Raw genomic sequence first — 20025 nt, forward strand, 5'->3', positions numbered from 1 at the left:
AGGTTGCTCACGTGTTACTCACCCGTTCGCCGCTCGAGTACCCCGAAGGGCCTTTCCGCTCGACTTGCATGTGTTAAGCACGCCGCCAGCGTTCGTCCTGAGCCAGGATCAAACTCTCCAAACAATGCTTTTCAAGGCTTGTTCGGATGAATCATCCAAGCAAGAATCCGTCAAAAATGACGGGGTCATACATGTGTGATGCACATGCACTGGCTTTTAACACACTGTTGAGTTCTCAAGAAACGGACGCGTACTTCCTTGCCGGATTCCCTTGCGGGCCCCGCCTCGGAGGCGTTCATTTCGTCTTCGTTGTGTCTTAATTCTTTCAGCCGTTCAAGTCTCTGTCAAATTGACCGGACTTGCTCGACCTGCTGGAATTAATCCGCGCCCCGTTTCCGGGGCAACCCCTCTAACTTACCAGCCCATCCGAAGTGGTCGGTCCAGGTCCGTCAGTGGGATTTGCGGGCCGACTCCTGGAGCTCCGTGAGCCCCGGGCGTCCCGCGCGAAGCAACTCTAGCAGCCGATCGCCGGTGCTTCGCGCAACTCGGGTAATCACATGGTCCTTCCCTCCCCTGCAGTCCCCCAAACCTCTCCCATGCTTCGCCCGCCCGACACGCCCGGTCAAGCGCACAGCAAGTCATCCGCAATCGCCCCCCGGTAGGAAGTACTCCACGAGCAGAGCGCTCTCTCGGAGGTGTCCGCCATGACCCGCTCGGAGTTCGACGACATCCGCGCCTTCCTCACCGACAAGGGGACCAGCGCCGGAGACCTGCTGCGGGTGGCCATGACGCTCATCGACGATCTCGAGCACGTTCACACGCGCGAGGCCGTCCAGCGTTCCCGGTATCTGCAGTTGCTGACGGCCGCGCGAGCCAGTGCCGCGGCCGAGATGGCGGGCGAGCCGGACCCCCTGTCGTTCGTACGGGACGAGCTGGCCCGGCGCGGTGAGCTCCCCCAGGACGACGAAGAGGTACGGCGCATTCTGGCCGATGCCAGAACGGCGGCCGCTCTGCTCGCCCACATGGAGAGCGGCGTCGACCCTGTCCCGCCGAGCCCGCGCGGCCCGCGACTGCGCCGTTGCGCCGGCACCCGCCGCACTCTGCGGCACTGAGGCGCCGAGACGGCGGAGCGGCCGGCGCCGGTCGGGCCAGACCTGACTCGTTGGCGACTGCGGACATACCTGTCCTTTCACCCTGGACTGCCAGACTGCCGATATGTGGCAACGGAGGCTGAACTGGGTGGCGATCCTCCTGGTCGGGATCTTCGGCCTGTTGTGGGCCGGTGTCGTGCTCTACGCGGACGACTCCTCGCCATGGATGCACATCGCGCAGGTCGTCTTCGGCTTCCTGCTGATCGGCTGGGCCGTGCACAAGGCGGCCGCCTTGATGGGCAAGCGCCTCTGAGCCGGACCGGTCAGGTGTTGCCTTCGTCCTCGGGGATGGGCTCGTTCTCGTTGCGGATGTACTCCAGCAGGTCGGCTTCGTCGATCACCTCGTCGGCGGGCGGTGCGGTGATGACGACGCGGGAGCCCCAGGCGGAGTAGCGGGTGTCGGTCCGTTTGACCAGGGCCGCCTCGGTGTCCGTGGTGAGCAGGCGCTTGAGCGTCCCGTCACGACCGGTCCAGAGCTTCCAGGTGATCTTCCCCCGGCTCTTCGGCCCGATGGGGCGGCCGCTGGTCCAATGGAACAGCGGAGTCTTGGTGATCTTGTCCAGGTCGCGGTAGCTCATGGTGCCCTGGTAGAGGAAGCCGGGCTTGCGGGTCGAGCGCTTCAGCACGGCCTTCAGCGTCGTCGGGTCGTACACGTTGATCGGCTGCTGGCTGGCGTCGGCCGCCATGTCGCGGGCCATGACTCCCCGGTGCTTGTTGGGGAACCGGATCCACTTCTTGCCGTCGGGAATCGGCCCGGGGTGGGCGTTGCTGCCGTCGTACACGGTCGAGCCGACGCGGATCACGCGGTAGGTCTCCTTGCGGGGGACGCTCCACCAGGTGAACTGGGCCGCGGCGGGGCCTGCCGGCGCGAGCCGGAGCCGGCCGGTGATCCGGGTCTCCGAGGGCCGCTTGCCGAGCGTGATGCGGGTGGTCTCGGAGATCCGTACGCCGTGGCCGGCGCGGAGGTGCCGTTCGAGGGCACCTGCCGGATCCGTGGCGGCCTGGGCCGGAACCGGTGTGGAGGCGACCAGCACGGCGACCGTCAGGAAGGCCCACCGCCTCGGCGTCGAAAGTCCCATGGGCCCATCCTCGCGGAAAAGCCCTGCCAGAGTGCGGTCAAGCCGAGGGAAAAGAACAAGGCCCTGGTCTCCGATTTCTCGGTGACCAGGGCCTTCTTGGTAGCGGGGACAGGATTTGAACCTGCGACCTCTGGGTTATGAGCCCAGCGAGCTACCGAACTGCTCCACCCCGCGTCGGTGTGACTTCATCAACTATACAGGCTGGCGAGAGTGCTTCGTACCGGGACGAATCTGGCCCGGAAACGAGCGAAGGCCCGGTTTCCCGGGCCTTCGACTTCTTGGTAGCGGGGGCAGGATTTGAACCTGCGACCTCTGGGTTATGAGCCCAGCGAGCTACCGAACTGCTCCACCCCGCGTCGCTGCGTTGCGCCTTAAGACTAGACGGCAACGCGGGGTGGATGCAAACCGGATGGCTAGGTGCCTCCCGTCGGCGACGCCGATGGGGACGGCGTGGCAGGCGGGGAGGCCGTCGGTGAGGCCGAGGGTGAAGCCGACGGCGACGCGGACGGTGACGGGCTGGCGGAGGCGTCCGGCTGCTGCCGGTTCGCGCCCTCCAGCGCCTTCAGCGCCTCCTGCAGCCGCTTCTGCGCCTCGCCGTACGCGTCCCAGTCGGGCGGGCTGGCCTGCAGCGCCTTCTGGGCGTCGTCGTAGGCCTTCTGCGCGTTGGTGATCGCGGAGGAGAGTGCGGTGTTGGCCTGGGCCTGGCCCTGCTCCTGCTGCTGGTTGTTCTGTTCCTGCTGCTGTTGCTGTTGCTCCTCCGCGCCGAAGACCTCTTGGAGGGCCTCGGTCAGGGTGCGTCCCACACCGATCTTGCTGCCGAACGACACCAGGACGCGCTGCAGGATCGGGTAGGGCTCCTGTCCGCCGCCCGCGGTCACCTGGATGTACACCGGTTCGATGTAGACCAGGCCGCCCGCGTACGGGAGCGTGAGCAGGTTGCCGTAGCGGACCGACGAGGCGCCGACGCCGAGGAGGTTGAGCTCGCCGGCGAAGCGGCTCTGGAAGGCGTTCTGTGCCTGACCGGGGCCGGGGATCGGGGTGCTGGACGGCATCCGCAGGATGCGGATGCGTCCGTAGCCCGACTCTGCCGAGGAGTTGACCGCCATGAACGCCGCCAGGTTGGGGCCCTGGCGCGGCACGAACGTGGTGGTCAGCGAGAACGTCGGCTGCTCACCCGGCATCGTGGTGGTCAGGTAGTAGGGCGGCTGCTTGGTGTTCTTGTCGCCCTGCGTCGGGTCGCCCGGGACGTTCCAGAAGTCCTGGCCGCTGTAGAAGGCGGACGGGTCGGTGATGTGGTAGCGCGACAGGGTGTAGCGCTGCACCTTGAACAGGTCCTCGGGGTAACGGACGTGCGCCTTCAGGTCGGCGCTCATCTCGGAGGCCGGGCGGATGACGCCGGGGAAGGCGGAGCTCCAGGTGCGCAGCACCGGGTCGTTGGTGTCCCAGGCGAACAGCTTGACCGTGCCGTCGTAGGCGTCGACGGTGGCCTTGACCGAGTTGCGGATGTAGTTGATGCGGTCGGTCGGCTGCTGGGCGATGACGCGGCGGTCACTGGAGGTGTCGCGCGTCATGTCGCCGAGGCTCTCGCTCTGCGAGTACGGGTAGTCGTTGGACGTGGTGTAGCCGTCCACGATCCACACGATGCGGCCGTCCACGATCGCGGGGTAAGGGTTGCCGTCGAGCGTCAGGAACGGCGCGACCTTCTGGACGCGGTCACGCGGGTGGCGCTCGTAGAGGATCTTCGAGTCGGCGTTGACGTCGCCGGACAGCAGGATGTTCGCCTCGCTGTACTTGGCGGCGTAGAGCATGCGGTTGAAGAACGAGCCGAGGGCGACGCCGCCGCCGGTGTAGGTGGTGTTCTTCTGGCCGGTGCCGCCGGTCTGCGGGTAGTCGAGCTCCTGCGGCCGGTTGGGGTTGCCGCCGGCGATGACGTATTCGGCCGAGGCCGGCTCCTCGCCGAAGTAGACGCGCGGCTCCTTCAGGCCCGTGCTGGTCGCGAGCGGGCCGGTGACCGGCATGTCCTTGGCGTCGTAGTCGGGCAGGCCGCTGCTGTCGACCTTGTTGCCGGGCGCGGCGACGAAGCCGTAGCCGTGGGTGTAGACGAGGTGGCGGTTGATCCAGTTGTTCTGGCCCTCGGGCGGGCCGGTCAGCTCGCGGACGCCGACGACGTGGTCGATCATCTTGCCGTTGGCGTCGGGGTAGCGGTCGACGTCGAGCGGCTCGGCGAAGTTGTAGAAGCCGCGGATGCGCTGGGTCTGCTCGTACGTCGAGGAGACCAGCGCAGGGTCGAGCAGTCGCACGCCGGAGACCGAGGTGTCGCCGCCCGGCTGGACCTTGGCCGGGTCGGCCTGGGCGTTGTACGTCTCGACCTCGGTCTTGTCGACGTTGTACGCCTCCCGGGTGGCGTCGATGTTGCGCTGGATGTACAGCGCCTCCTTGCCCTGCTGGTTGGGCTTGACCTGGAACTGCTCGACGAGCGCCGGGTAGACGCCGCCGATCAGGATGGCCGAGAGCACGAGCAGGCCGAAGGACACGCCGGGCAGCATGCCGCCGGGCCGCACCACGCCGGCGAAGAAGAGCGCGGCGCAGATCAGCGCGATGATCGCGAGGATGGTCTTGGCCGGCAGGACCGCGTTGACGTCGGTGTAGGACGCGCCGTGCACGAAGCCCCGGTCGGAGAAGACCAGTCCGTAGCGGTCGACCCAGTAGGCGATGGCCTTGAGCAGCACGAAGATGCCGAGCAGCACCGACAGGTGGACGCGGGCGGCCCGGGAGGCGTGCAGACCGGGCGACTGCAGGCGGAAGCCGCCGTACAGGTAGTGCGTGATCGCGGCCAGCAGGATCGAGATGATGATCGCGGTGAACAGGAAGTTCAGGACCATCCGGATGAACGGATAGTCGAACATGTAGAACGAGATGTCGAAGCCGAACAGCTCGTCCTTCTTGCCGAACGACGCGCCGTTGACGAACTGCAGCCACGTCTGCCACTGACCGGCGAAGGACGAGCCGGAGAAGAGCGCGAGCAGCCCCATGCCGATGATGAAGATCAGCTTGCGGTGCGGGTCGAGCGCCATGCGGTAGCGGTCGGCTCCGCTCGCCCCGCCGAACATCGCGGGGCCGAACATGGGCCGCGTGCGGAACGCCAGCAGCATGTTGCCGCCCGCGATCACGACCATCAGCAGCGCGCCGACCAGGAACAGCACGATCTGGGTCAGCACCACGCCGGTGAAGACCGACGTGTAGTCCACGGCGTCGAACCACAGGTAGTCGGTATAGATGCCGCTGAAGAGGAAGAACAACGCGACGATCGCCACAAGGGCGATCGCCACAGGTAGAAGCAGTCGCGGTCGGCGGGGCAAGCGCATCGCCCTGCCGGCTCCTGGGGTCCGGAAGCTCAAGGCCAACCCCTCGTCGTAATGAAGAAACGGTCCGTGTCTGGCAACCTACACCGCTAGGCCAGCCGTACGGCTAACGCACGGCGGCCGGCGAAAGTTTCCTCGTCCGAGGGTTTGTCTGCGACTACGCAGGTTCAGGAAGGGCAGGCCGGGACGTTGCCCGTGCCGGTGCGCAGCGCGTCGAGCGCCTGCACCGCGGCGTGCAGCGTGTCGGCGCGGACCAGCCGCAGCCCGTCGGGCGCCGCCTGCACCGCCTCGCCGCAGTTGTCGGCCGGCGTCAGGAACACCGTCGCGCCGGCCTTCTTCGCGCCGATCATCTTCTGCTGGATGCCGCCGATCGGGCCCACCTCGCCCGTGGGCTCGATGGTGCCGGTGCCGGCGATCTTCTTGCCGCCGGTGAGCTCGCCGGGGGTGAGCTTGTCGAGAATGCCCAGCGAGAACATCAGCCCGGCGCTCGGCCCGCCCACGTCGCCGACGTTGATGTCGACGTCGAACGGGAATTTGTACTTGGTCTGCATGAGCACGCCGACCTGCGGCTGCCCCTTCGGCCCCGCGATCGGCCGCAGCGGGACCTCGACCTTCTGCCCGCCCCGTAGGACGCCGAAGACCACCTCTTCGCCGGGTTTGTGCGCCTTGACGGTGCTGCTGACGATGTCGACGTCCTTGGCGTCCTTGCCGTCGATCGAGGTGATCTCGTCGCCCTTAAGCAGCTTGCCGTCGGCGGGCTTGCCCTTCTCCGTGGAGACGACGGACACGATCATGCTGTAGGGGATCTTGAGCTCGTTGAGCGCGGCGGCGGTCGCGGAGTCCTGGGAGTTGGTCATCTCCACCGTGTTCTCCTCCTCGACCTCCTTCGGGTCGCGGTTGGGAGCGAAGATGGTCTCCTGCGGGACCACGGCCACGTCGGGATCGATCCAGCCGCGCAGCGCCGTCAGCAGGTCGATCTGGGCGGCGGGGCCGCCCTGGTAGGCGACGGTGACCAGGCTGAGCGCGCCGCTGGTGGGATAGGTCTGCCGGCCGGAGATCGAGATGACCGGCTTCTTCTCGAGCTCGCCGAGGGTGTTCTCGGTCGGGCCGGGGCTCAGCACGACGTAGGGCACCGGCCTGAAGGCGCCCGCCACCCCGAACGCGAGCACGAGGAATCCCGCGAGCAACAGCGTCAGGGCGCGTCGAGACATGGTCAAGAGCTTATTCGCCGGCGCCGACCCACTCGGTCGCGCCGTCGGCGAACTCCTGGTGCTTCCAGATGGGGACCTGCGCCTTGAGATCGTCGATCAGCCTGCGCGAGGCGCGGAACGCCTCGTCGCGGTGGGGCGCGGCGACCGCCACGATCACGGCGATGTCGCCCAGCTCCAGGTCGCCCACCCGGTGGACGGCGGCCACGGCCGTCAGGGGGAAGTCGGCGGCGATCTTCTCGGCGACCGCGCGCAGCTCGGCCTCCGCCGTGGGGTGGGCCGAGTAGGAGAGCTTGGTCACGGGCTTGCCGTGGTCCTGCTCACGCACGGTGCCCACGAACAGGGTGGTGCCGCCCGCGGCGTGGTCGCCCACGGCGGCCAGCACCTCGTCGACGGACAGCGGGGTGTCGCGAATGGCGAGCAGCCGGATGACGTCCACGCCGCAAGACTACCTTTCCGCCGTCGCCGCTTCCCGCCGCTCGCCCGGCCCCGCGCCCCCCGCTATTGGCGGCGCTTCTTGCGTACCTGGCGGACGATCGCGGCGGTGCCGATGACCGCGACGGTCGCGCCGGCCGCGGTGAGGGTCGCCTCCTTGACCGGCAGCCGCCTGCCGACCACGGTAGTGGCGTCCTCGCGCAGCTCCAGGAGCTGACGGAAGGCCGCCTCGTTGGTCCAGGCGGGCTTCCAGCCGGCCTCGCGCAGCGTCGCGCAGTCGACGACCCACGGGTAGACGACGTAGTGCAGGTCGGTGGCCGGGGCCGGGGTGATGCCGAGGCGGTGCAGGCGCTGCGCGGTGCCGAACGTCAGCCCCGCGGGCAGTTCGAACCTGCGGATGCCGGACAGCTCCTCGACCTGCTCCTGCTCCAGCCAGCCCTCGCTGCCGACGGCCACCACGCCGGTGACGACGCCGCGCGCGGCCAGCTCCAGCACCGAGATCAGGTCGTCGAGGTGGCAGAACTGCCAGCGCGGCATGCAGCCCTTGACGGTCAGCAGCCGGGGCGACTCGAAGTGGCGGGTGATCACCGTGTCGATGCCGGGGCCGACGATCGCGGCCGGGCGGACCACGGTCACCTCCAGGCCGGGGTGGCTGCGCAGCGAGCGGCGTACGAGGGACTCGATCTCCAGGTGGTCGCCCACGAGGCCGGTGTCGGGCTCGGCCGCCACCGGGGCGTCCTCGGCCAGGGGCACCTCGTTGTCGGGCGCGGCGCCGTACACCATGGCGCTCGTGACCAGCACCACGCGCCGTACGCGCGCCGCGGCGCAGGCGGTGAGCACGGTCTGGGCCGCTCTCAGGTTGTAGGCGCGCCGCTCGACCGGGTCGGAGTCGAGGGCGTAGTCGCCGGCCAGGTGGACCAGGACGTCGATGTCGGAGATGCGGTTCGCCAAGAGCGGATCTCGTACGTCGATGACTCTCCAGGTGGCCTCCCGGATGTCGCCGCGTTCTTCGTCGATGGCCACCACCCTGCGGAAATCCGCGGAGGACACGAGCTTCGCGAGCAGCTCCCGGCCTATGCCGGAGGCGGCGCCCGTAACGGCGACGACGGGTTGGCGCGGGCGTTTCGAGGTAGGCACCAGGTCCTCACTTTGCACTGATCCGCCGCAGGACGACTAACGTGGCGGATGTGGACTCCTCCATCCTGCACGAGGTAGAGCGGTGACTGACCTGCCAGGTCGTGAAAACGACCCCAACGAAAACCCGTTCGCGATGTTCGGCAACCCTGAGCAGATGGCTCAGGCGATGCGCCAGTTCGCCGACATGCTGTCGGCGCCTCAGGGCTCCGGCCCTGTCAACTGGGACATGGCGAAGAACATCGCCCGGCACGCCGTGGTCGCCGAGGGCGACCCGAGCGTCATGGAAGGCGAGCGCCGCCAGATCGTGGAGGCGCTGAGCCTGGCCGACCTCTGGCTGAACGAGGCGACCACGCTGCCCAGCGGCGTGGTGAATCCGCAGGCCTGGAGCCGGTCCGAATGGATCGAGAACACCGTCCCGGTGTGGCGAAAGCTTTGCGAACCCATAGCCCAGCGCATGGTCGACACCATGGGCGGCGCGCTCGGCGGCGCCGGTCTGCCGCCCGAGGCGCAGCAGATGGCCGGCCCGCTCATGGGCATGCTGAAGCAGATGGGCGGCATGATGGTCGGCCAGCAGATCGGCCAGGCCATCGCCTCGCTCGCCCGCGAGGTCGTCGGCACGACCGACATCGGCCTGCCGCTGTCCGACAGGGCGGCGCTGCTGCCGGGCGGCATCGCCCACTTCAGCGACGGCCTGGAGATCCCCTCCGAGGAGATCAGGATCTACCTGGCGCTGCGCGAGGCCGCGCACCACCGGTTGTTCCAGCACGTGCCGTGGCTGCGTTCGCACCTGCTGGGCGCGGTCGAGGAATACGCCAGGGGCATCACGGTCGACACCTCCAAACTGGAGGAGCAGATCCGTGGGCTCGACATCAACAACCCCGAGGCCCTTCAGGAGGCGCTGAGCGGGGGCGACCTGCTCAAGCCCGAGGAGACCGAGCGGCAGAAGGCCGCCCTGGCCCGGCTGGAGACGACGCTCGCGCTGGTCGAGGGCTGGGTCGCCACCGTGGTGGACAGCAGCGCCTCGGGCAAGCTGCCTTCGGCGGTCGCGCTCGCCGAGACCGTACGCCGGCGCAGGGCCACCGGCGGGCCCGCCGAGCTGACCTTCGGCACGCTGGTGGGGCTGGAGCTGCGGCCCCGGCGGCTGCGCGAGGCGGCGGCGCTGTGGCGGGCCCTCGAGGAGGCGCGCGGCGTCGACGGCCGCGACGCGCTGTGGGGCCACCCCGACCTGATGCCGACGGCCGACGACCTCGACGACCCCGAGGCGTTCGTCCGGGGCGAGCAGGCGTGGGACATCTCCGAGCTGGAGCGCAAGCCGGACGACGGCAAGGGCGACGGCGAGGGCGAGGGCGGCGCCAGTTGAGCCTGCACGGCGACGCGGTCTCGGTGCTGTCGGCCTGGACCGCGCCCACGCCCGAGGAGGAGGCGCTGCGCGTCGAGTTCCTCGGCCACCTGCGGGACCACGACGACGCGATGCTGCGCGCCTGCGTGCCCGGGCACCTGACGGCGACCACCGCGGTGCTCTCGCACGACGGCGCGCGGGTGCTGCTCACGCTGCATCCCAAGGCCGGCATGTGGCTGCCCATGGGCGGGCACTGCGAGCCCTCCGACGCCTCGCTGACCGAGGTGGCCCTGCGTGAGGCGCGGGAGGAGTCCGGCATCTCCGGTCTTGAGCTGCTGCCCGGGCCGCTGGCCGTGGACAAGCACGAGGTGTGGTGCCATCCGCCGAGGAGCTGGCACCTCGACGTCGAGTACGCCGCCGTGGCCCCGCCCGGCGCGGAGGCGGTGATCAGCGAGGAGTCGCTCGACCTGCGCTGGTTCCCCGTCGAGGAGATCCCCGAGCTTTCCGACGAGGCGACGCGCCGGTTGGCCAGACGTGGACAGGCGGTGCTCGGCCTGCGTTCCGGCCGGGTTGGCTAGAGTCCTTTGTGTCGTTCCAAAGGGGGTCTGGTGAGCGCTCCGGCTGAGTCGCCCGTGGGGGGCACGATCGTCACGCCCGTACGCAGACGCCGGACAATTCCCGGTTCCGTCCTGACCTGGATGGCGGTGACCCCTTTCGCGGCCTGGGCCGCCGCCAGGGTGGCGGGGCTGGAGCGCGGCTCGCTGCCGACGCAGATCATGACGGCGACGCCGTACGTGGCGGCGGGATCGCTGCTCCCGCTGCTGATCGCGGCGGCCGGGCGGCGGCGCGCGGCCACCGCCGTGGCGCTGGTGGCGACCACGGCGCTCGGGCTCGCCGTGCTGCCCCGGGCGCTCGGCAGGGCCGAGGCGGCCGCCGGGCGGCCGTTCAAGGTCATGACGATCAACATGCTGTTCGGGCGGGCCGACGCCGGGACGATCGTGCGGATGGTGCGTGAGTTCGAGCCCGACGTGCTGAGCACGCAGGAGCTGACGCCCGGCGCGGTGTCCGACCTGGACGCGGCCGGGCTCAAGGAGCTGCTGCCCCACCGCGTGCTGGAGGCCGAGTGGAGCGCCGGCGGCAGCGGGATCTACTCCAGGCACGAGCTGCGTGAGTTGCCGGACGTGGTGCCGGACGTCGGGCACAAGATGCCGGCCGCGGTCGTGTCGGTGCCGGGCGGGGAGCCGATCGAGTTCGTGGACGTCCATCCCTATCCGCCGCTCGGGCCGAACGTCGTCAACTGGAACCGGGCGCTGCGGACGCTGCCGTCCGCCTCCCGCGACCGGGTGCGGATCCTGGCCGGCGACTTCAACGCCTCGCTCGACCACGCGGCGCTGCGCGAGCTGCTGTCGCGGGGCTACAAGGACGCGGCCGACCAGGTGGGGGCCGGGCTGATCCCGACGTGGCCGGCCAACAAGAAGGTGCCGCCGATCATCACCATCGACCACGTGCTGGTGGACCGGCGGGTGGCGGTGCGCGCGGTGGACGTACGGACGGTGCCGGGCACCGATCACCGGGCCGTGCTGGCCGAGCTCACGCTTCCTTGAGCAGGGTCCGGGTGTTGTCCCAGCCTTCGAGACCGGGGTCCAGGCGGTGGACGTCCTCGGGGGCGCGCAGGCGGTGCCAGCCCGGAGTGGTGGCGACCCTCCGGGGGCCGGGGGCCTGCGCGCGGAGCGTGGCCACGACGGCGGGATCGTCGAGATCGGGGTCGGCCCAGGCCGGAGCGGGCAACGCGCAGGCCAGGGCCACGGCGCCGCCTCCTTCCGCCGGGCAGACCGTGATCTCCGCGCGGCCGAGCTCGCGGAACAGCTTGCCCACCAGCAGCGGCGGCAGGTCGGGCGCGTCGGCGCCGATCACCGCGGCCTGGTCGCCGGGGAGCCGGGACAGCACGGACGCCAGCGGCTCGTCCTCGCCGATGTCGATGATCTCGGTGCCGGGCCAGACGATCTCGTCGAGGCCGGGGACACTGGTGACGAGGACCGGGGTGACGAGGTCGAGGCCGGCTGCCATCTCGTAGGTGTCCTCGGCCATCGCCTCCAGGAACGCCTTGGGGTCGATGCCCGCGGGGGCCGCGTTCGCCATGCGGTGACGTACGAGGACGGCGACGACGCGGATCAACATTCCTCCGGGGCCGAGTGGGCCGCGGCGGAGAATCCTTCAAGGAAGCCGCGGGCCCGCTCCGCCTTGGGGTACTGTTCGACCAGAGCCCAGAACGCGGCGCCGTGGCTCGGCACCAGCAGGTGCACCAGCTCGTGGATGATCACGTAGTTGATGACCCACTCCGGCAGGCCCTTGAGCCGCGTCGAGATGCGGATCGTGCCGTTCTCCGGGGTGCACGAGCCCCAGCGGTGCTGCTGGTTGTCGACCCAGCGGACGCTCACGGGCTCGGCGTCGCCGCCCAGATATTTCGCCGACAGCTCCCTGGCTCTCTCCAGCAGGGCCTCGTCCGTCGGTCTGCGGCGGCTTTCCTTGGCGGCCAGCCGATCCAGCATGCGGCTCACCCATTCATCCGCGTCTTCGCCGCTCAGCCAGGCGGGCAGGAGCACGATGGTCTTGTCGCCGTCGCGGTATGCGGAGACCGTACGCCGGCGACGAGAACTTCGACGAACCTCGACTGTCTCGGGGGGCACATATGCACGGTAGCCGAGTTGACGGAAATTCCACAGAGGGGAGGCGCTGTTTCTGCTGGTCAGATGATTAAGAGCCGGTGAATTTGGGCACGCGCCTTTCCCGATGCGCGGCCAGGCCCTCGAGCAGGTCCGACGTGGCCATGGTGATCGGCTGGGCCAGGGATTCCCACCTCAGCGCGGCTTCCAGGTCTTGATGGTCTTGGTTGAGGGCCAGTTTGGTGAGTCGTGTGGCAATGGGAGCGTTCTGAGCGATCTTCTGGGCGAGGGCTCTGACTTCGGGGATCAGGTCATTGTTAGGGAAAGATCGATTTACCAAACCTTTATCCGCCGCTTCCCTTCCGGTCAGCGTGCGGCCGGTCAGCAGCATCTCGCGGGCCAGTCCGACGCCCGCTCTGCGGGGCAGCAGGTACGTCGCCGCCATCCCCGGGTGCAGCCCCAGCGAGGTGAACGGGACCAGGAGCTTCGCGTCGTCGGCGGCGTAGACGAGGTCGCAGGCCAGCGCCACGCACAGGCCCGCGCCGACCGCCGGGCCGTTGACGGCGGCGATCGTGGGAATCTCCAGCTGGTTGACCAGCAGCCAGGTCCGGTAGAAGGCGAGCATGCGCTCGCGCAGCTCGGGGACGGCCTCGGCGCCGCGCTCGCCGAGCCAGGACAGGTCGCCGCCGGCCGAGAAGGCGGTGCCCGCGCCGGTCACGACGACGCAGCGGGCGTCGGGGTCGGTGGCGAGCGCGGTCATCGTCTCGCGCCAGCGGTCGGTCATGGCGTCGGTCATGGCGTTGCGGCGTTCGGGGACGTTGAGGGTGAGGAGCACCACGCCGTCGTCGTCGCGATCAACCAAGAGCTCGTTCATGCGGAGAGCGTACTCGGGGGGCCTTCGGGGCCTTGATCGCCGGTGGGTGGGCGGGGTTATCCACAGGCGGCGCGGAACGCTCTCGGGATCATGGTCCGGCGTGCCAACCTTCCCGCCATGAGGCCCCGAGTGAAGCCCGCCCTCCGGCGCGTACTCCGCGATGAGCAGACCCTTCAGTACGGCGTGCACCCCCTGCGCGCCGTCGTGATGTCCGGCCTGGCCCGGCCGATCCGGCAATGGCTGGAATGTCTCGACGGCACCCGCGATCTGGATCACGTCCTGCGTGCCGCGGGCGCCGCCGGTCTCGACGAGTGCCGCGCCCGTTCCCTTCTCGACCAGCTCACCGCCCAGGGCGCACTGCACGACGCGTCGGTCTGCTCCGGCGTGCTGAGTGACCTCAGCCTGGCCGAGCGCGACCGGCTGAGACCCGACCTCGACGCCCTCGACCTCGCCTCCGCGTCACCGGACGGCGGCATGGGGCTGGTCGCCCGGCGCCGCGCCTCCCGGATGCGGGTCTACGGGGCCGGGCGGGTGGGAGCGCAGATCGTCGCCCTGCTCGCGGCGGCCGGGGTGGGGCACATCCGGGTGATCGATCCCGGCACCGTACGGCCTGCTCACATCACGCCGGGCGGGCTGTCGTGGGCGGAGGTGGGGATGACGCGGGAGGAGGGCGCGGCGGCCGTGGCGCGGCGGCTCACCTCCGGTGGTCGCCCGCCTGCCCCCGATGTCCCGGACGATGTCCCCGCGTCCGGCTCCGCCGCACCTGGTTCTCCTGGTTCCCGCTCTGTCCCGGGCCCGGCCGGCGCATCCGCGGCGACGGCCCGGTCCCCGCGGGCCGCTGTTGCCGGCCAGGCGCCGACGACGGGGGCACGTACGGGTGGCGGTGGCGGGACGGGTGCGCGTCCCGACGCCGGTGGCGGCGCGGGTACGCGTACGGGTGGCGGTGGCGGGGCGGCTGGGGCGTCGCGCTCTGGTGCCGGCGGCCGGACGTCCTCCCCCGCCGTCCCGCAAGCTGTTTCCTCTGGCGGCTCCTCCGTGGGCCGGCGTCCTGGCGCGGCGCCTGCGACCGGCGAGCGGTCGCCGGGGCGTGGCACGCCACCCGCCTCGCAGGTCACGGGGCCCAGAACCGGCACGGGTGCAGGCGCAGGTGCCAGAAGCGGCACTGGCATGAGCGGCGCGGGCGTGAACAGGGGCGCAGGCGCGTACGTGGGCAATGACATGCGCTACCTCGGCAGGCCGACGAGTCAGCGGGCCGCCGAGTTGGCCGCGCGGCAGGAGGCCCTCGCACGGCCCAGGAAACCGCGCGACAGCCGGTACATCGACGGTCATGACCTGGTCAGACCGACGGTCGAGGTACTTGCCGGAGGGACATATCTTGGGGATCAGTCGGATAGGCCGGATCTGGTGGTCATCGCGCCGGTCACGCCCCTGGACGGGGTGCTGGCCAACGAACTGACCGCCCTGGGCATCCCCCACCTCCTGGCGGCCGCCTTCGAGGGGCATGGGATGGTCGGGCCACTGGTCCTGCCGGGAAGGACCGCGTGCCTGCACTGCCTCGACCTCGCGCGTCGCGACAGCGACCCCGCCTGGCCGATCGTGACCGCGACGGTGGGCGGCTACCCGCCGGGCGAGATCGCCTGTGACGCGACCCTGGCGACGCTGGTCGCGGCGGAGGCTACCGGACATGCGCTTGCTCATCTTGACGGCAAGGAATCCGCTGTGACCAACGGCACAATGGACGTAACGCCTGATTGGCGCTGGAAAAGACGCTCCTGGCAGCAACATCCGCATTGTCGTTGTATGCGAAACAATCCATCTCCGCTAACAATGGTCATGTCGCCTCACCGCGACTGACGTGCTCAGAGGACGACCACGAAGGGGGGAAGCGGACCTCTGCCGAGGTTCCGCGCATCAGTGTGAGCGATCTTCCACGCCGTGCTGTCACGCGCTCCGCCAAGCTGGCCACGCTTCCCCTCGGATTCGCCGGGCGTACCGCCATCGGGCTGGGCAAGCGGCTGGGCGGCAAGTCCGCCGAGATCGTGGCGCAGGAGGTTCAGCAGCGCACCGCCGACCAGGTCTTCAAGGTGCTCGGCGAGCTCAAGGGCGGCGCCATGAAGCTCGGGCAGGCCCTGTCGATCTTCGAGGCGGCGCTCCCGCCGGAGATCGTCGGTCCCTACCGCGCCACGCTGACCAAGCTCCAGGACGCCGCTCCCCCGCTGCCGGTCGCCACCGTCCACAAGGTGCTGGCCGAACAGCTCGGCGACGACTGGCGGGAGAACTTCCGCTCCTTCGACGACCAGCCGACCGCCGCCGCCTCCATCGGCCAGGTGCACAAAGCCGTCTGGCACGACGGGCGCGAGGTGGCCGTCAAGATCCAGTACCCGGGGGCGGGCAAGGCCCTGCTCGGCGACTTCACCCAGCTCGCGCGGCTGGGCAAGCTGTTCGGGGTGCTGCTGCCCGGCCTGGACATGAAGGCCGTACTGTCCGAGCTGCGCGAACGCATCGAAGAGGAGCTCGACTACCTTCGCGAGGCCCACGCCCAGCACGCCTTCGCCGGCGAGTTCAACGGCGACCCCGACTTCCTGATCCCCGACGTGATCGCGGCCAACGAGATGGTGCTGGTCACCGAGTGGATGGACGGCGTCCCGCTGTCGCGCATCATTGCCCAGGGCACCAAGGAGGAGCGCGACCGGGCGGGGCTGCTCTTCGTGCGGTTTTTGTTCTGCTCGCCGGCGCGGGTGGGGCTGCTGCACGCCGATCCGCATCCGGGCAACTTCCGCATGCTGCCCGACGGCAGGCTCGGGGTGCTCGACTTCGGCGCGGTCAACCGGCTGCCGGACGGCTATCCCAGGGTGTTCGGGCAGCTGATGCGGATCTTCAACCATGGCGACATGGAGAGCGTCGTGACGGGGCTGCGTCAGGAGGGGTTCATCCGGCCCGAGATCGAGATCGATCCCGACGCGCTGCGGGCCTTCCTGGCGCCGTACGTAGAGCCGACGGCGGTCGAGGAGTTCACCTTCAGTCGCGAATGGCTCCAGACCCAGGCCGCCAGCGTCGCCGACCTGCGCCCTGGCAACGTGGTGCGCCAGCTCAACCTGCCGACGTCGTACGTGCTCATCCACCGGGTGCACGCGGCGGGCGTGGGCGTGCTCTGCCAGCTCAACACCACGGCCCGGTTCCGGGACGAGGTAATTCGCTGGGTGCCCGGCTTCTCCGACGACCCGGACGACCAGCCCGACGACAAGGCCCTGGCCATCAGCTGACCCCCCGGACCCCGGCCCTCAGATCCAGAGCCTGATCTGAGTGCTGGGTACGGGCCGCACCACGTCAGCAGCGTGAGCGACTCGGCGATGACGGCCCGGCCCGGTCCTGGCGCTGAGCTCGTCGGCGGGCGGCGTTTCACGCGGAGGTGCGGAGGTGCGGAGGTGCGAAGTCGCGGGCGCGCAAGCGCCGAGGTGCGGGCGCGCAAGCGGAATCGGAAGCACAGGTGCGGGCGTGCGGCAAGGGCGGGAGGCTCAGGGTTCGGGGCGCCGACGCGAGTGCGGGCGCAAAACGCGGAGGTGCAGGGACGCGCAAGCGTGGAGGTGCGGGCGCGGGGGTGAAGCGCGGGCGCGGGGTGCAGGATTCGGGGTGCCGGTGCCGGTGCCGGTGCAGGCGCAAGGTGCGGAGGTGAGGGGCGCAGAAGCGCCGGCGCGGGGTACGGGCGCCAAGCGCGGACGGAGGTGCAGGGTTCGGGGTGCCGACGCGAGTGCGGGCGCAAAAGCGCGGAGACGCCGGCGCGGGATGCGGAGGCGCGGGATGCGGAGGCGCGGGATGCGGAGGCGCGGGATGCGGAGGTGCGGGTGCAGGCCCGGGGTGCGGGAATGGGCCTGTCAGGGGTCGGCTTGGTGTGTGTTCCGGGCGCTTACAGGTCCGGCTTCTAAGGGTGCCTGGTCTCACTGGACGTGAAGGGGCCGACGGTGGGTTCTTCAGTGGGGATGGGTCGTTGCCCTGGTGGTCGCTGCGGGCTGATTTTTGGGAACCGGTCGTCGGCCTTCATTACTCTGTGTAATGATGCCAGGGCAGTTTCCCCGCGTGCCTCAACGATTCGGGCGGGTCGTTCGTCTGCGAGGGCTTCGTCCAGGCTTCTGCTCTTCCGCGTGGCGGGGCCGTCAGGTAGCGGCGGGCGGGCGGGTCGCGGATCGGTGAGGTCACGGGTGACGGCGGGGCGCCGGCTCCAGTGCAACCGGCGACCCGCCGTCACCACATGACGGCGTTACTACAAGGCGTCACCACATGCCGGCGTTACCCGTGGCGTCACCACATGGCGGCGTCACATGGCGGCGTCACATGGCGGCGTCACATGGCGGCGTCACCACGTGGGGTCGCCATATGGCGGCGATGCGGGGCAGCTGTGGCGGCGGCCGCGGAGACGCGCTCTAGTCGCCGAGAGGGGCGGAGCCGTCTATGAGGTCGCAGGGGGCCACCGGGCCGTTGGAGATTCGGGCCCAGATGCCGGCGACGACGGTGCCCGCCTCAGCGTTCTCGTTCACGGCGAACTCCAGCACGCCGGTCTGGCCGGGCTTGATCTGCTGGGGGTCGATCTGGAAGCCGCCCGTGTCCACGGTGGGCGGGAAGACGGCGAGCGGGGCCTCCTCCTTCGGCACCCAGTTCGTGCCGCGCGGGCGGGTGGCGCACTTCTTGCCCTCAGGCAGGTAGTCGACGACGATGTTGTAGCCCATCCGCCTCAGGTCGGACTCAAGGGCCTTCGGGTTCTTGGCCTCGTTGACGGTGATGGAGATGGTGCCGTCCGGGTTCTTGGCGACGGCGTAGGCGGGGGTGCCGCCGAACATCAGCGGCAGGGCCACCGCGGCCGCGGCGGCCAGGCCCAGTGCGGGAGCCAGGACGCCCGGGCGTAGCAGCTTGCGGCGCGGTCGGAGCGGCCGGGATGAAGCCGGCGGAGTGGGTGAGGCCGGCGGAGTGGGGGAGGCGGGCGACGAAGTCGGCTGGGGAGGGGTGGGGTTGTTCTGGAGGGCGGTCATCACGAACTCCTTGAGCAGTTGGTGACGGCCCTCAGGAAGATCCCGTTCCGGCGGGAAGATGTTCATGAGGTGGACTCCTTGACGGACCGGACCGCGGTGCCGCGGTCACCATTCCTCTGTCGCCGGGCCACGGCCAGTTCCAGTTTTTTCCTGGCCCGCGACAACCGTGACCTGACGGTGCCGATCGGGATGCCGAGGGCTTCGGCCGCCTCGGCGTAGTCGAGGCCGGCCCCGGCGCACAGCAGCAGCACGTCCTGCTCGGGCTTGCGCAGCCGGCCGAGGGCCTCGCGCACCTCGGCTAACCGTTCCTGGTCGGCGAGTTGGCCGGCCAGGTCGTCGGCGAAATCAGGTGCGGCGTCGTCGCGGGGCATCCTGGCCATCGCGTTCTCGTGCCGCCGCCTGGCCCGTCGTAGGTTGCGGGCCACGTTCGTGGCGACGCCGAGCAGCCAGGGCCGCAGTGAGCCGCCGTCCGGGGCGAGTCGCTCCCGCAGCCGCCACGCCTCCAGGAACGTCAGTGACACCACGTCCTCGGCCGCCGACCAGTCGCCGGTCAGCCGCCAGGCGTGGTTGTAGACGGTTTTGGCGTACTGGTCGAAAAGCTGCTCGAAGGCGCGCTGGTCGCCGTCGCGTATGCGGGTCCGCAGGTTCACATCCACAAGCAGTACTGTCCGCCGGGCGCGGGCGGGTTCCCGGAACAGCGCGAGAGCCGGGCGCCCGTCGGCGCCCGGCTCTCGCGTTCATGAATGAGGCTGAATCATCCGTCTTCAGTGAGGAGATCCTGCGCCGGCGGCAGGATCTCCCCGATCACCACTGCAGGAGCAGGGCGCGCCGGAGGCGGTCGTTGGCCTTCTGTACCTCGCGCTGCGCCCGTCGCACACGCTGTACGCGCAGCGCGAGACGCTCCTCCTCCGCCTCGCGGTGGAGGGTTTGTATTCGGTCGTTCACGAGGTCATGGATGAGATGGGACATTCCGGTGCTCCTCGTCGGTCGAGCGTTCATCAGTCTCGGTTTCCTCTCGGTGTGGTGCGTTCGTACAGGTGGGTCAGGCAGCGACCGGGTGCTTGCGGGGACGCCCGCGCGGACGCTTGCGGGGAACGACGGTCCCCCTGAGGATCAGCTCGCCGCCCCAGACGCCCCACGGCTCCTCGCGCTCGAGCGCGCGGTCGAGGCAGGCCTTCTGGATCGGGCAGCCGCCGCAGAGCGCCTTGGCGAACTCCACGTCATCCGGCGACTCGGCGAACCACAGGTCAGGGTCGGTACGACAGGGGATCTTGGCTTCGTCGATCAGGTCCATGATCGTCTTCGCCCCCATCTTCTTTCTCCTTCGATCGATCCTTTTGTTCTTGTTGGACACCTCGTAGGTGGTCGGATCGCGGGCAACAAAATGGCCGCGGATCCGTCTGTGGATCCGCGGCCTGGGGGCTACTGTCGCCGGTCAGGTTATGACCGGTGTATCCCTCCAGGGCTGCGGACCGCACAGTCCACCGTTGGTGAGCTGGCTGGCCGGCAGTTCGATACGTCCTGCGTAGACAGGAGCCACCTGCGGAGCGGCGGCGCCGAAGTGGGCACGCGCGTAGAAGGCGGCGGACTGGCTACGGGCAGACTTCTCCTGCCGTGGCTTGGCGGGCTCGTGGGCGAGCAGCACCGAATCACGGCATGCGGAAGCGAGCCACGGCGTGGCTGCAGTCTTCAGAATGCTCATCACTGGGCTCACCTCCACTCTGCTGATCGTCGGAAACAGTCGTGTCCGACTCGC

At 69.7% G+C, this 20025-nt stretch carries 20 protein-coding genes, 2 tRNA genes and 1 rRNA gene; 7 read left to right on the forward strand and 16 right to left on the reverse strand.

Translation table 11 applies throughout. The features are described from left to right. Nucleotides 1-124 (reverse strand): 16S ribosomal RNA (locus tag ABD292_RS22985); the annotation flags it as partial. Between the two features lie 580 nt (nt 125-704). On the opposite strand from ABD292_RS22985, the gene ABD292_RS22990 reads away from it, so the two are divergent. Together ABD292_RS22990 and ABD292_RS22995 are read left to right on the forward strand one after the other, a co-directional pair. Beyond that, the gene (locus ABD292_RS22990; protein ID WP_344210490.1) at nt 705-1112 is read left to right on the forward strand and encodes a hypothetical protein; all 408 of its coding nucleotides are present in this window, start codon (nt 705-707) and stop codon (nt 1110-1112) included. A 103-nt stretch (nt 1113-1215) separates the two neighbouring features. Then, the gene (locus ABD292_RS22995; protein WP_344210493.1) at nt 1216-1404 is read left to right on the forward strand and encodes a hypothetical protein; all 189 of its coding nucleotides are present in this window, start codon (nt 1216-1218) and stop codon (nt 1402-1404) included. Between the two features lie 10 nt (nt 1405-1414). Here the strand turns inward: ABD292_RS22995 and ABD292_RS23000 are convergent, their stop codons facing one another. The 7 genes from ABD292_RS23000 to ABD292_RS23030 all read right to left on the reverse strand — a co-directional run bounded on the left by ABD292_RS23000 (nt 1415) and on the right by ABD292_RS23030 (nt 8375). After that, nucleotides 1415-2230, reverse strand: a complete 816-nt coding sequence (locus ABD292_RS23000) for a hypothetical protein (RefSeq protein WP_344210496.1) — start codon at nt 2228-2230, stop codon at nt 1415-1417. A 97-nt stretch (nt 2231-2327) separates the two neighbouring features. Beyond that, nucleotides 2328-2404, reverse strand: a tRNA-Met gene (locus tag ABD292_RS23005). A 105-nt stretch (nt 2405-2509) separates the two neighbouring features. Beyond that, nucleotides 2510-2586, reverse strand: a tRNA-Met gene (locus ABD292_RS23010). 57 nt (nt 2587-2643) lie between these two features. Beyond that, nucleotides 2644-5595 carry a UPF0182 family membrane protein gene (locus ABD292_RS23015; protein WP_344210498.1) on the reverse strand — a complete coding sequence of 984 codons (2952 nt, stop codon included), beginning with the start codon at nt 5593-5595 and terminating at the stop codon, nt 2644-2646. A 164-nt stretch (nt 5596-5759) separates the two neighbouring features. Further along, nucleotides 5760-6803, reverse strand: coding sequence for a YlbL family protein (locus tag ABD292_RS23020; RefSeq protein ID WP_344210501.1), 1044 nt, complete (start codon nt 6801-6803; stop codon nt 5760-5762). A 10-nt stretch (nt 6804-6813) separates the two neighbouring features. Next, complete coding sequence (locus tag ABD292_RS23025) at nt 6814-7239, reverse strand: molybdenum cofactor biosynthesis protein MoaE (RefSeq protein ID WP_344210504.1); 426 nt, start codon at nt 7237-7239, stop codon at nt 6814-6816. Between the two features lie 62 nt (nt 7240-7301). Continuing rightward, nucleotides 7302-8375 carry an NAD-dependent epimerase/dehydratase family protein gene (locus ABD292_RS23030; protein WP_344211630.1) on the reverse strand — a complete coding sequence of 358 codons (1074 nt, stop codon included), beginning with the start codon at nt 8373-8375 and terminating at the stop codon, nt 7302-7304. A 130-nt stretch (nt 8376-8505) separates the two neighbouring features. On the opposite strand from ABD292_RS23030, the gene ABD292_RS23035 reads away from it, so the two are divergent. From ABD292_RS23035 to ABD292_RS23045, 3 genes are read left to right on the forward strand one after another with little or no spacing between them, the layout of a single operon-like run. Next, entirely contained in the window at nt 8506-9732 is a 1227-nt protein-coding gene (locus ABD292_RS23035; protein ID WP_344211632.1) for a zinc-dependent metalloprotease, read from the forward strand. Further along, nucleotides 9729-10289, forward strand: a complete 561-nt coding sequence (locus tag ABD292_RS23040) for an NUDIX hydrolase (RefSeq protein ID WP_344210507.1) — start codon at nt 9729-9731, stop codon at nt 10287-10289. The genes ABD292_RS23035 and ABD292_RS23040 overlap by 4 nt, the downstream gene beginning before the upstream one ends. A gap of 30 nt (nt 10290-10319) precedes the next feature. Then, complete coding sequence (locus ABD292_RS23045; protein WP_344210509.1) at nt 10320-11315, forward strand: endonuclease/exonuclease/phosphatase family protein; 996 nt, start codon at nt 10320-10322, stop codon at nt 11313-11315. On the opposite strand, the gene ABD292_RS23050 is transcribed toward ABD292_RS23045, so the two are convergent. The 3 genes from ABD292_RS23050 to ABD292_RS23060 form a co-directional block, all read right to left on the reverse strand. Continuing rightward, a complete protein-coding gene (locus ABD292_RS23050; protein WP_344210511.1) occupies nt 11302-11889 on the reverse strand; it encodes a DUF2064 domain-containing protein in 588 nt (195 codons plus the stop codon). The genes ABD292_RS23045 and ABD292_RS23050 overlap by 14 nt on opposite strands. Continuing rightward, on the reverse strand, nt 11883-12398 hold the full coding sequence (locus tag ABD292_RS23055) for a M48 metallopeptidase family protein (protein WP_177241275.1): 516 nt from the start codon (nt 12396-12398) through the stop codon (nt 11883-11885). The genes ABD292_RS23050 and ABD292_RS23055 overlap by 7 nt, the downstream gene beginning before the upstream one ends. Before the next feature lie 67 nt (nt 12399-12465). Continuing rightward, on the reverse strand, nt 12466-13248 hold the full coding sequence (locus ABD292_RS23060; RefSeq protein ID WP_344210514.1) for an enoyl-CoA hydratase/isomerase family protein: 783 nt from the start codon (nt 13246-13248) through the stop codon (nt 12466-12468). Between the two features lie 129 nt (nt 13249-13377). Between ABD292_RS23060 and ABD292_RS23065 the strand changes: the two genes are divergently transcribed. Continuing rightward, nucleotides 13378-15102 carry a ThiF family adenylyltransferase gene (locus ABD292_RS23065; RefSeq protein WP_344210516.1) on the forward strand — a complete coding sequence of 575 codons (1725 nt, stop codon included), beginning with the start codon at nt 13378-13380 and terminating at the stop codon, nt 15100-15102. A 62-nt stretch (nt 15103-15164) separates the two neighbouring features. After that, the gene (locus ABD292_RS23070; protein WP_344210518.1) at nt 15165-16511 is read left to right on the forward strand and encodes an ABC1 kinase family protein; all 1347 of its coding nucleotides are present in this window, start codon (nt 15165-15167) and stop codon (nt 16509-16511) included. A 1155-nt stretch (nt 16512-17666) separates the two neighbouring features. Here the strand turns inward: ABD292_RS23070 and ABD292_RS23075 are convergent. The 5 genes from ABD292_RS23075 to ABD292_RS23095 all read right to left on the reverse strand — a co-directional run bounded on the left by ABD292_RS23075 (nt 17667) and on the right by ABD292_RS23095 (nt 19971). Then, a complete protein-coding gene (locus tag ABD292_RS23075; RefSeq protein WP_344210520.1) occupies nt 17667-18335 on the reverse strand; it encodes a hypothetical protein in 669 nt (222 codons plus the stop codon). Further along, a complete protein-coding gene (locus ABD292_RS23080) occupies nt 18332-18925 on the reverse strand; it encodes an RNA polymerase sigma factor (protein WP_344210523.1) in 594 nt (197 codons plus the stop codon). Before ABD292_RS23080 ends, ABD292_RS23075 begins: the two co-directional genes overlap by 4 nt. A 148-nt stretch (nt 18926-19073) precedes the next feature. Further along, the gene (locus ABD292_RS23085) at nt 19074-19238 is read right to left on the reverse strand and encodes a hypothetical protein (protein ID WP_177240918.1); all 165 of its coding nucleotides are present in this window, start codon (nt 19236-19238) and stop codon (nt 19074-19076) included. A gap of 73 nt (nt 19239-19311) precedes the next feature. Beyond that, on the reverse strand, nt 19312-19581 hold the full coding sequence (locus ABD292_RS23090) for a WhiB family transcriptional regulator (protein WP_020544973.1): 270 nt from the start codon (nt 19579-19581) through the stop codon (nt 19312-19314). A 123-nt stretch (nt 19582-19704) separates the two neighbouring features. Beyond that, nucleotides 19705-19971 (reverse strand): hypothetical protein, encoded by a 267-nt coding sequence (locus ABD292_RS23095; RefSeq protein WP_344210526.1) that lies wholly within the window; start codon nt 19969-19971, stop codon nt 19705-19707. Nucleotides 19972-20025 lie beyond the last annotated feature (54 nt).

Origin of the sequence: Nonomuraea bangladeshensis, from assembly GCF_039529455.1 — a bacterium.
In the GTDB taxonomy this organism is placed as follows: domain Bacteria; phylum Actinomycetota; class Actinomycetes; order Streptosporangiales; family Streptosporangiaceae; genus Nonomuraea; species Nonomuraea bangladeshensis.

Excerpts from the sequence above, each read along its gene's own strand:
- ABD292_RS22990 (WP_344210490.1), top strand. The coding sequence starts at position 705 with ATGACCCGCTCGGAGTTCGACGACATCCGCGCCTTCCTCACCGACAAG.
- ABD292_RS22995 (WP_344210493.1), top strand. The coding sequence starts at position 1,216 with ATGTGGCAACGGAGGCTGAACTGGGTGGCGATCCTCCTGGTCGGGATC.
- ABD292_RS23000 (WP_344210496.1), bottom strand. The coding sequence starts at position 2,230 with ATGGGACTTTCGACGCCGAGGCGGTGGGCCTTCCTGACGGTCGCCGTG.
- ABD292_RS23015 (WP_344210498.1), bottom strand. The coding sequence starts at position 5,595 with ATGCGCTTGCCCCGCCGACCGCGACTGCTTCTACCTGTGGCGATCGCC.
- ABD292_RS23020 (WP_344210501.1), bottom strand. The coding sequence starts at position 6,803 with ATGTCTCGACGCGCCCTGACGCTGTTGCTCGCGGGATTCCTCGTGCTC.
- ABD292_RS23035 (WP_344211632.1), top strand. The coding sequence starts at position 8,506 with ATGTTCGGCAACCCTGAGCAGATGGCTCAGGCGATGCGCCAGTTCGCC.
- ABD292_RS23050 (WP_344210511.1), bottom strand. The coding sequence starts at position 11,889 with ATGTTGATCCGCGTCGTCGCCGTCCTCGTACGTCACCGCATGGCGAAC.
- ABD292_RS23060 (WP_344210514.1), bottom strand. The coding sequence starts at position 13,248 with ATGAACGAGCTCTTGGTTGATCGCGACGACGACGGCGTGGTGCTCCTC.
- ABD292_RS23075 (WP_344210520.1), bottom strand. The coding sequence starts at position 18,335 with ATGAACATCTTCCCGCCGGAACGGGATCTTCCTGAGGGCCGTCACCAA.
- ABD292_RS23085 (WP_177240918.1), bottom strand. The coding sequence starts at position 19,238 with ATGTCCCATCTCATCCATGACCTCGTGAACGACCGAATACAAACCCTC.
- ABD292_RS23090 (WP_020544973.1), bottom strand. The coding sequence starts at position 19,581 with ATGGGGGCGAAGACGATCATGGACCTGATCGACGAAGCCAAGATCCCC.
- ABD292_RS23095 (WP_344210526.1), bottom strand. The coding sequence starts at position 19,971 with ATGAGCATTCTGAAGACTGCAGCCACGCCGTGGCTCGCTTCCGCATGC.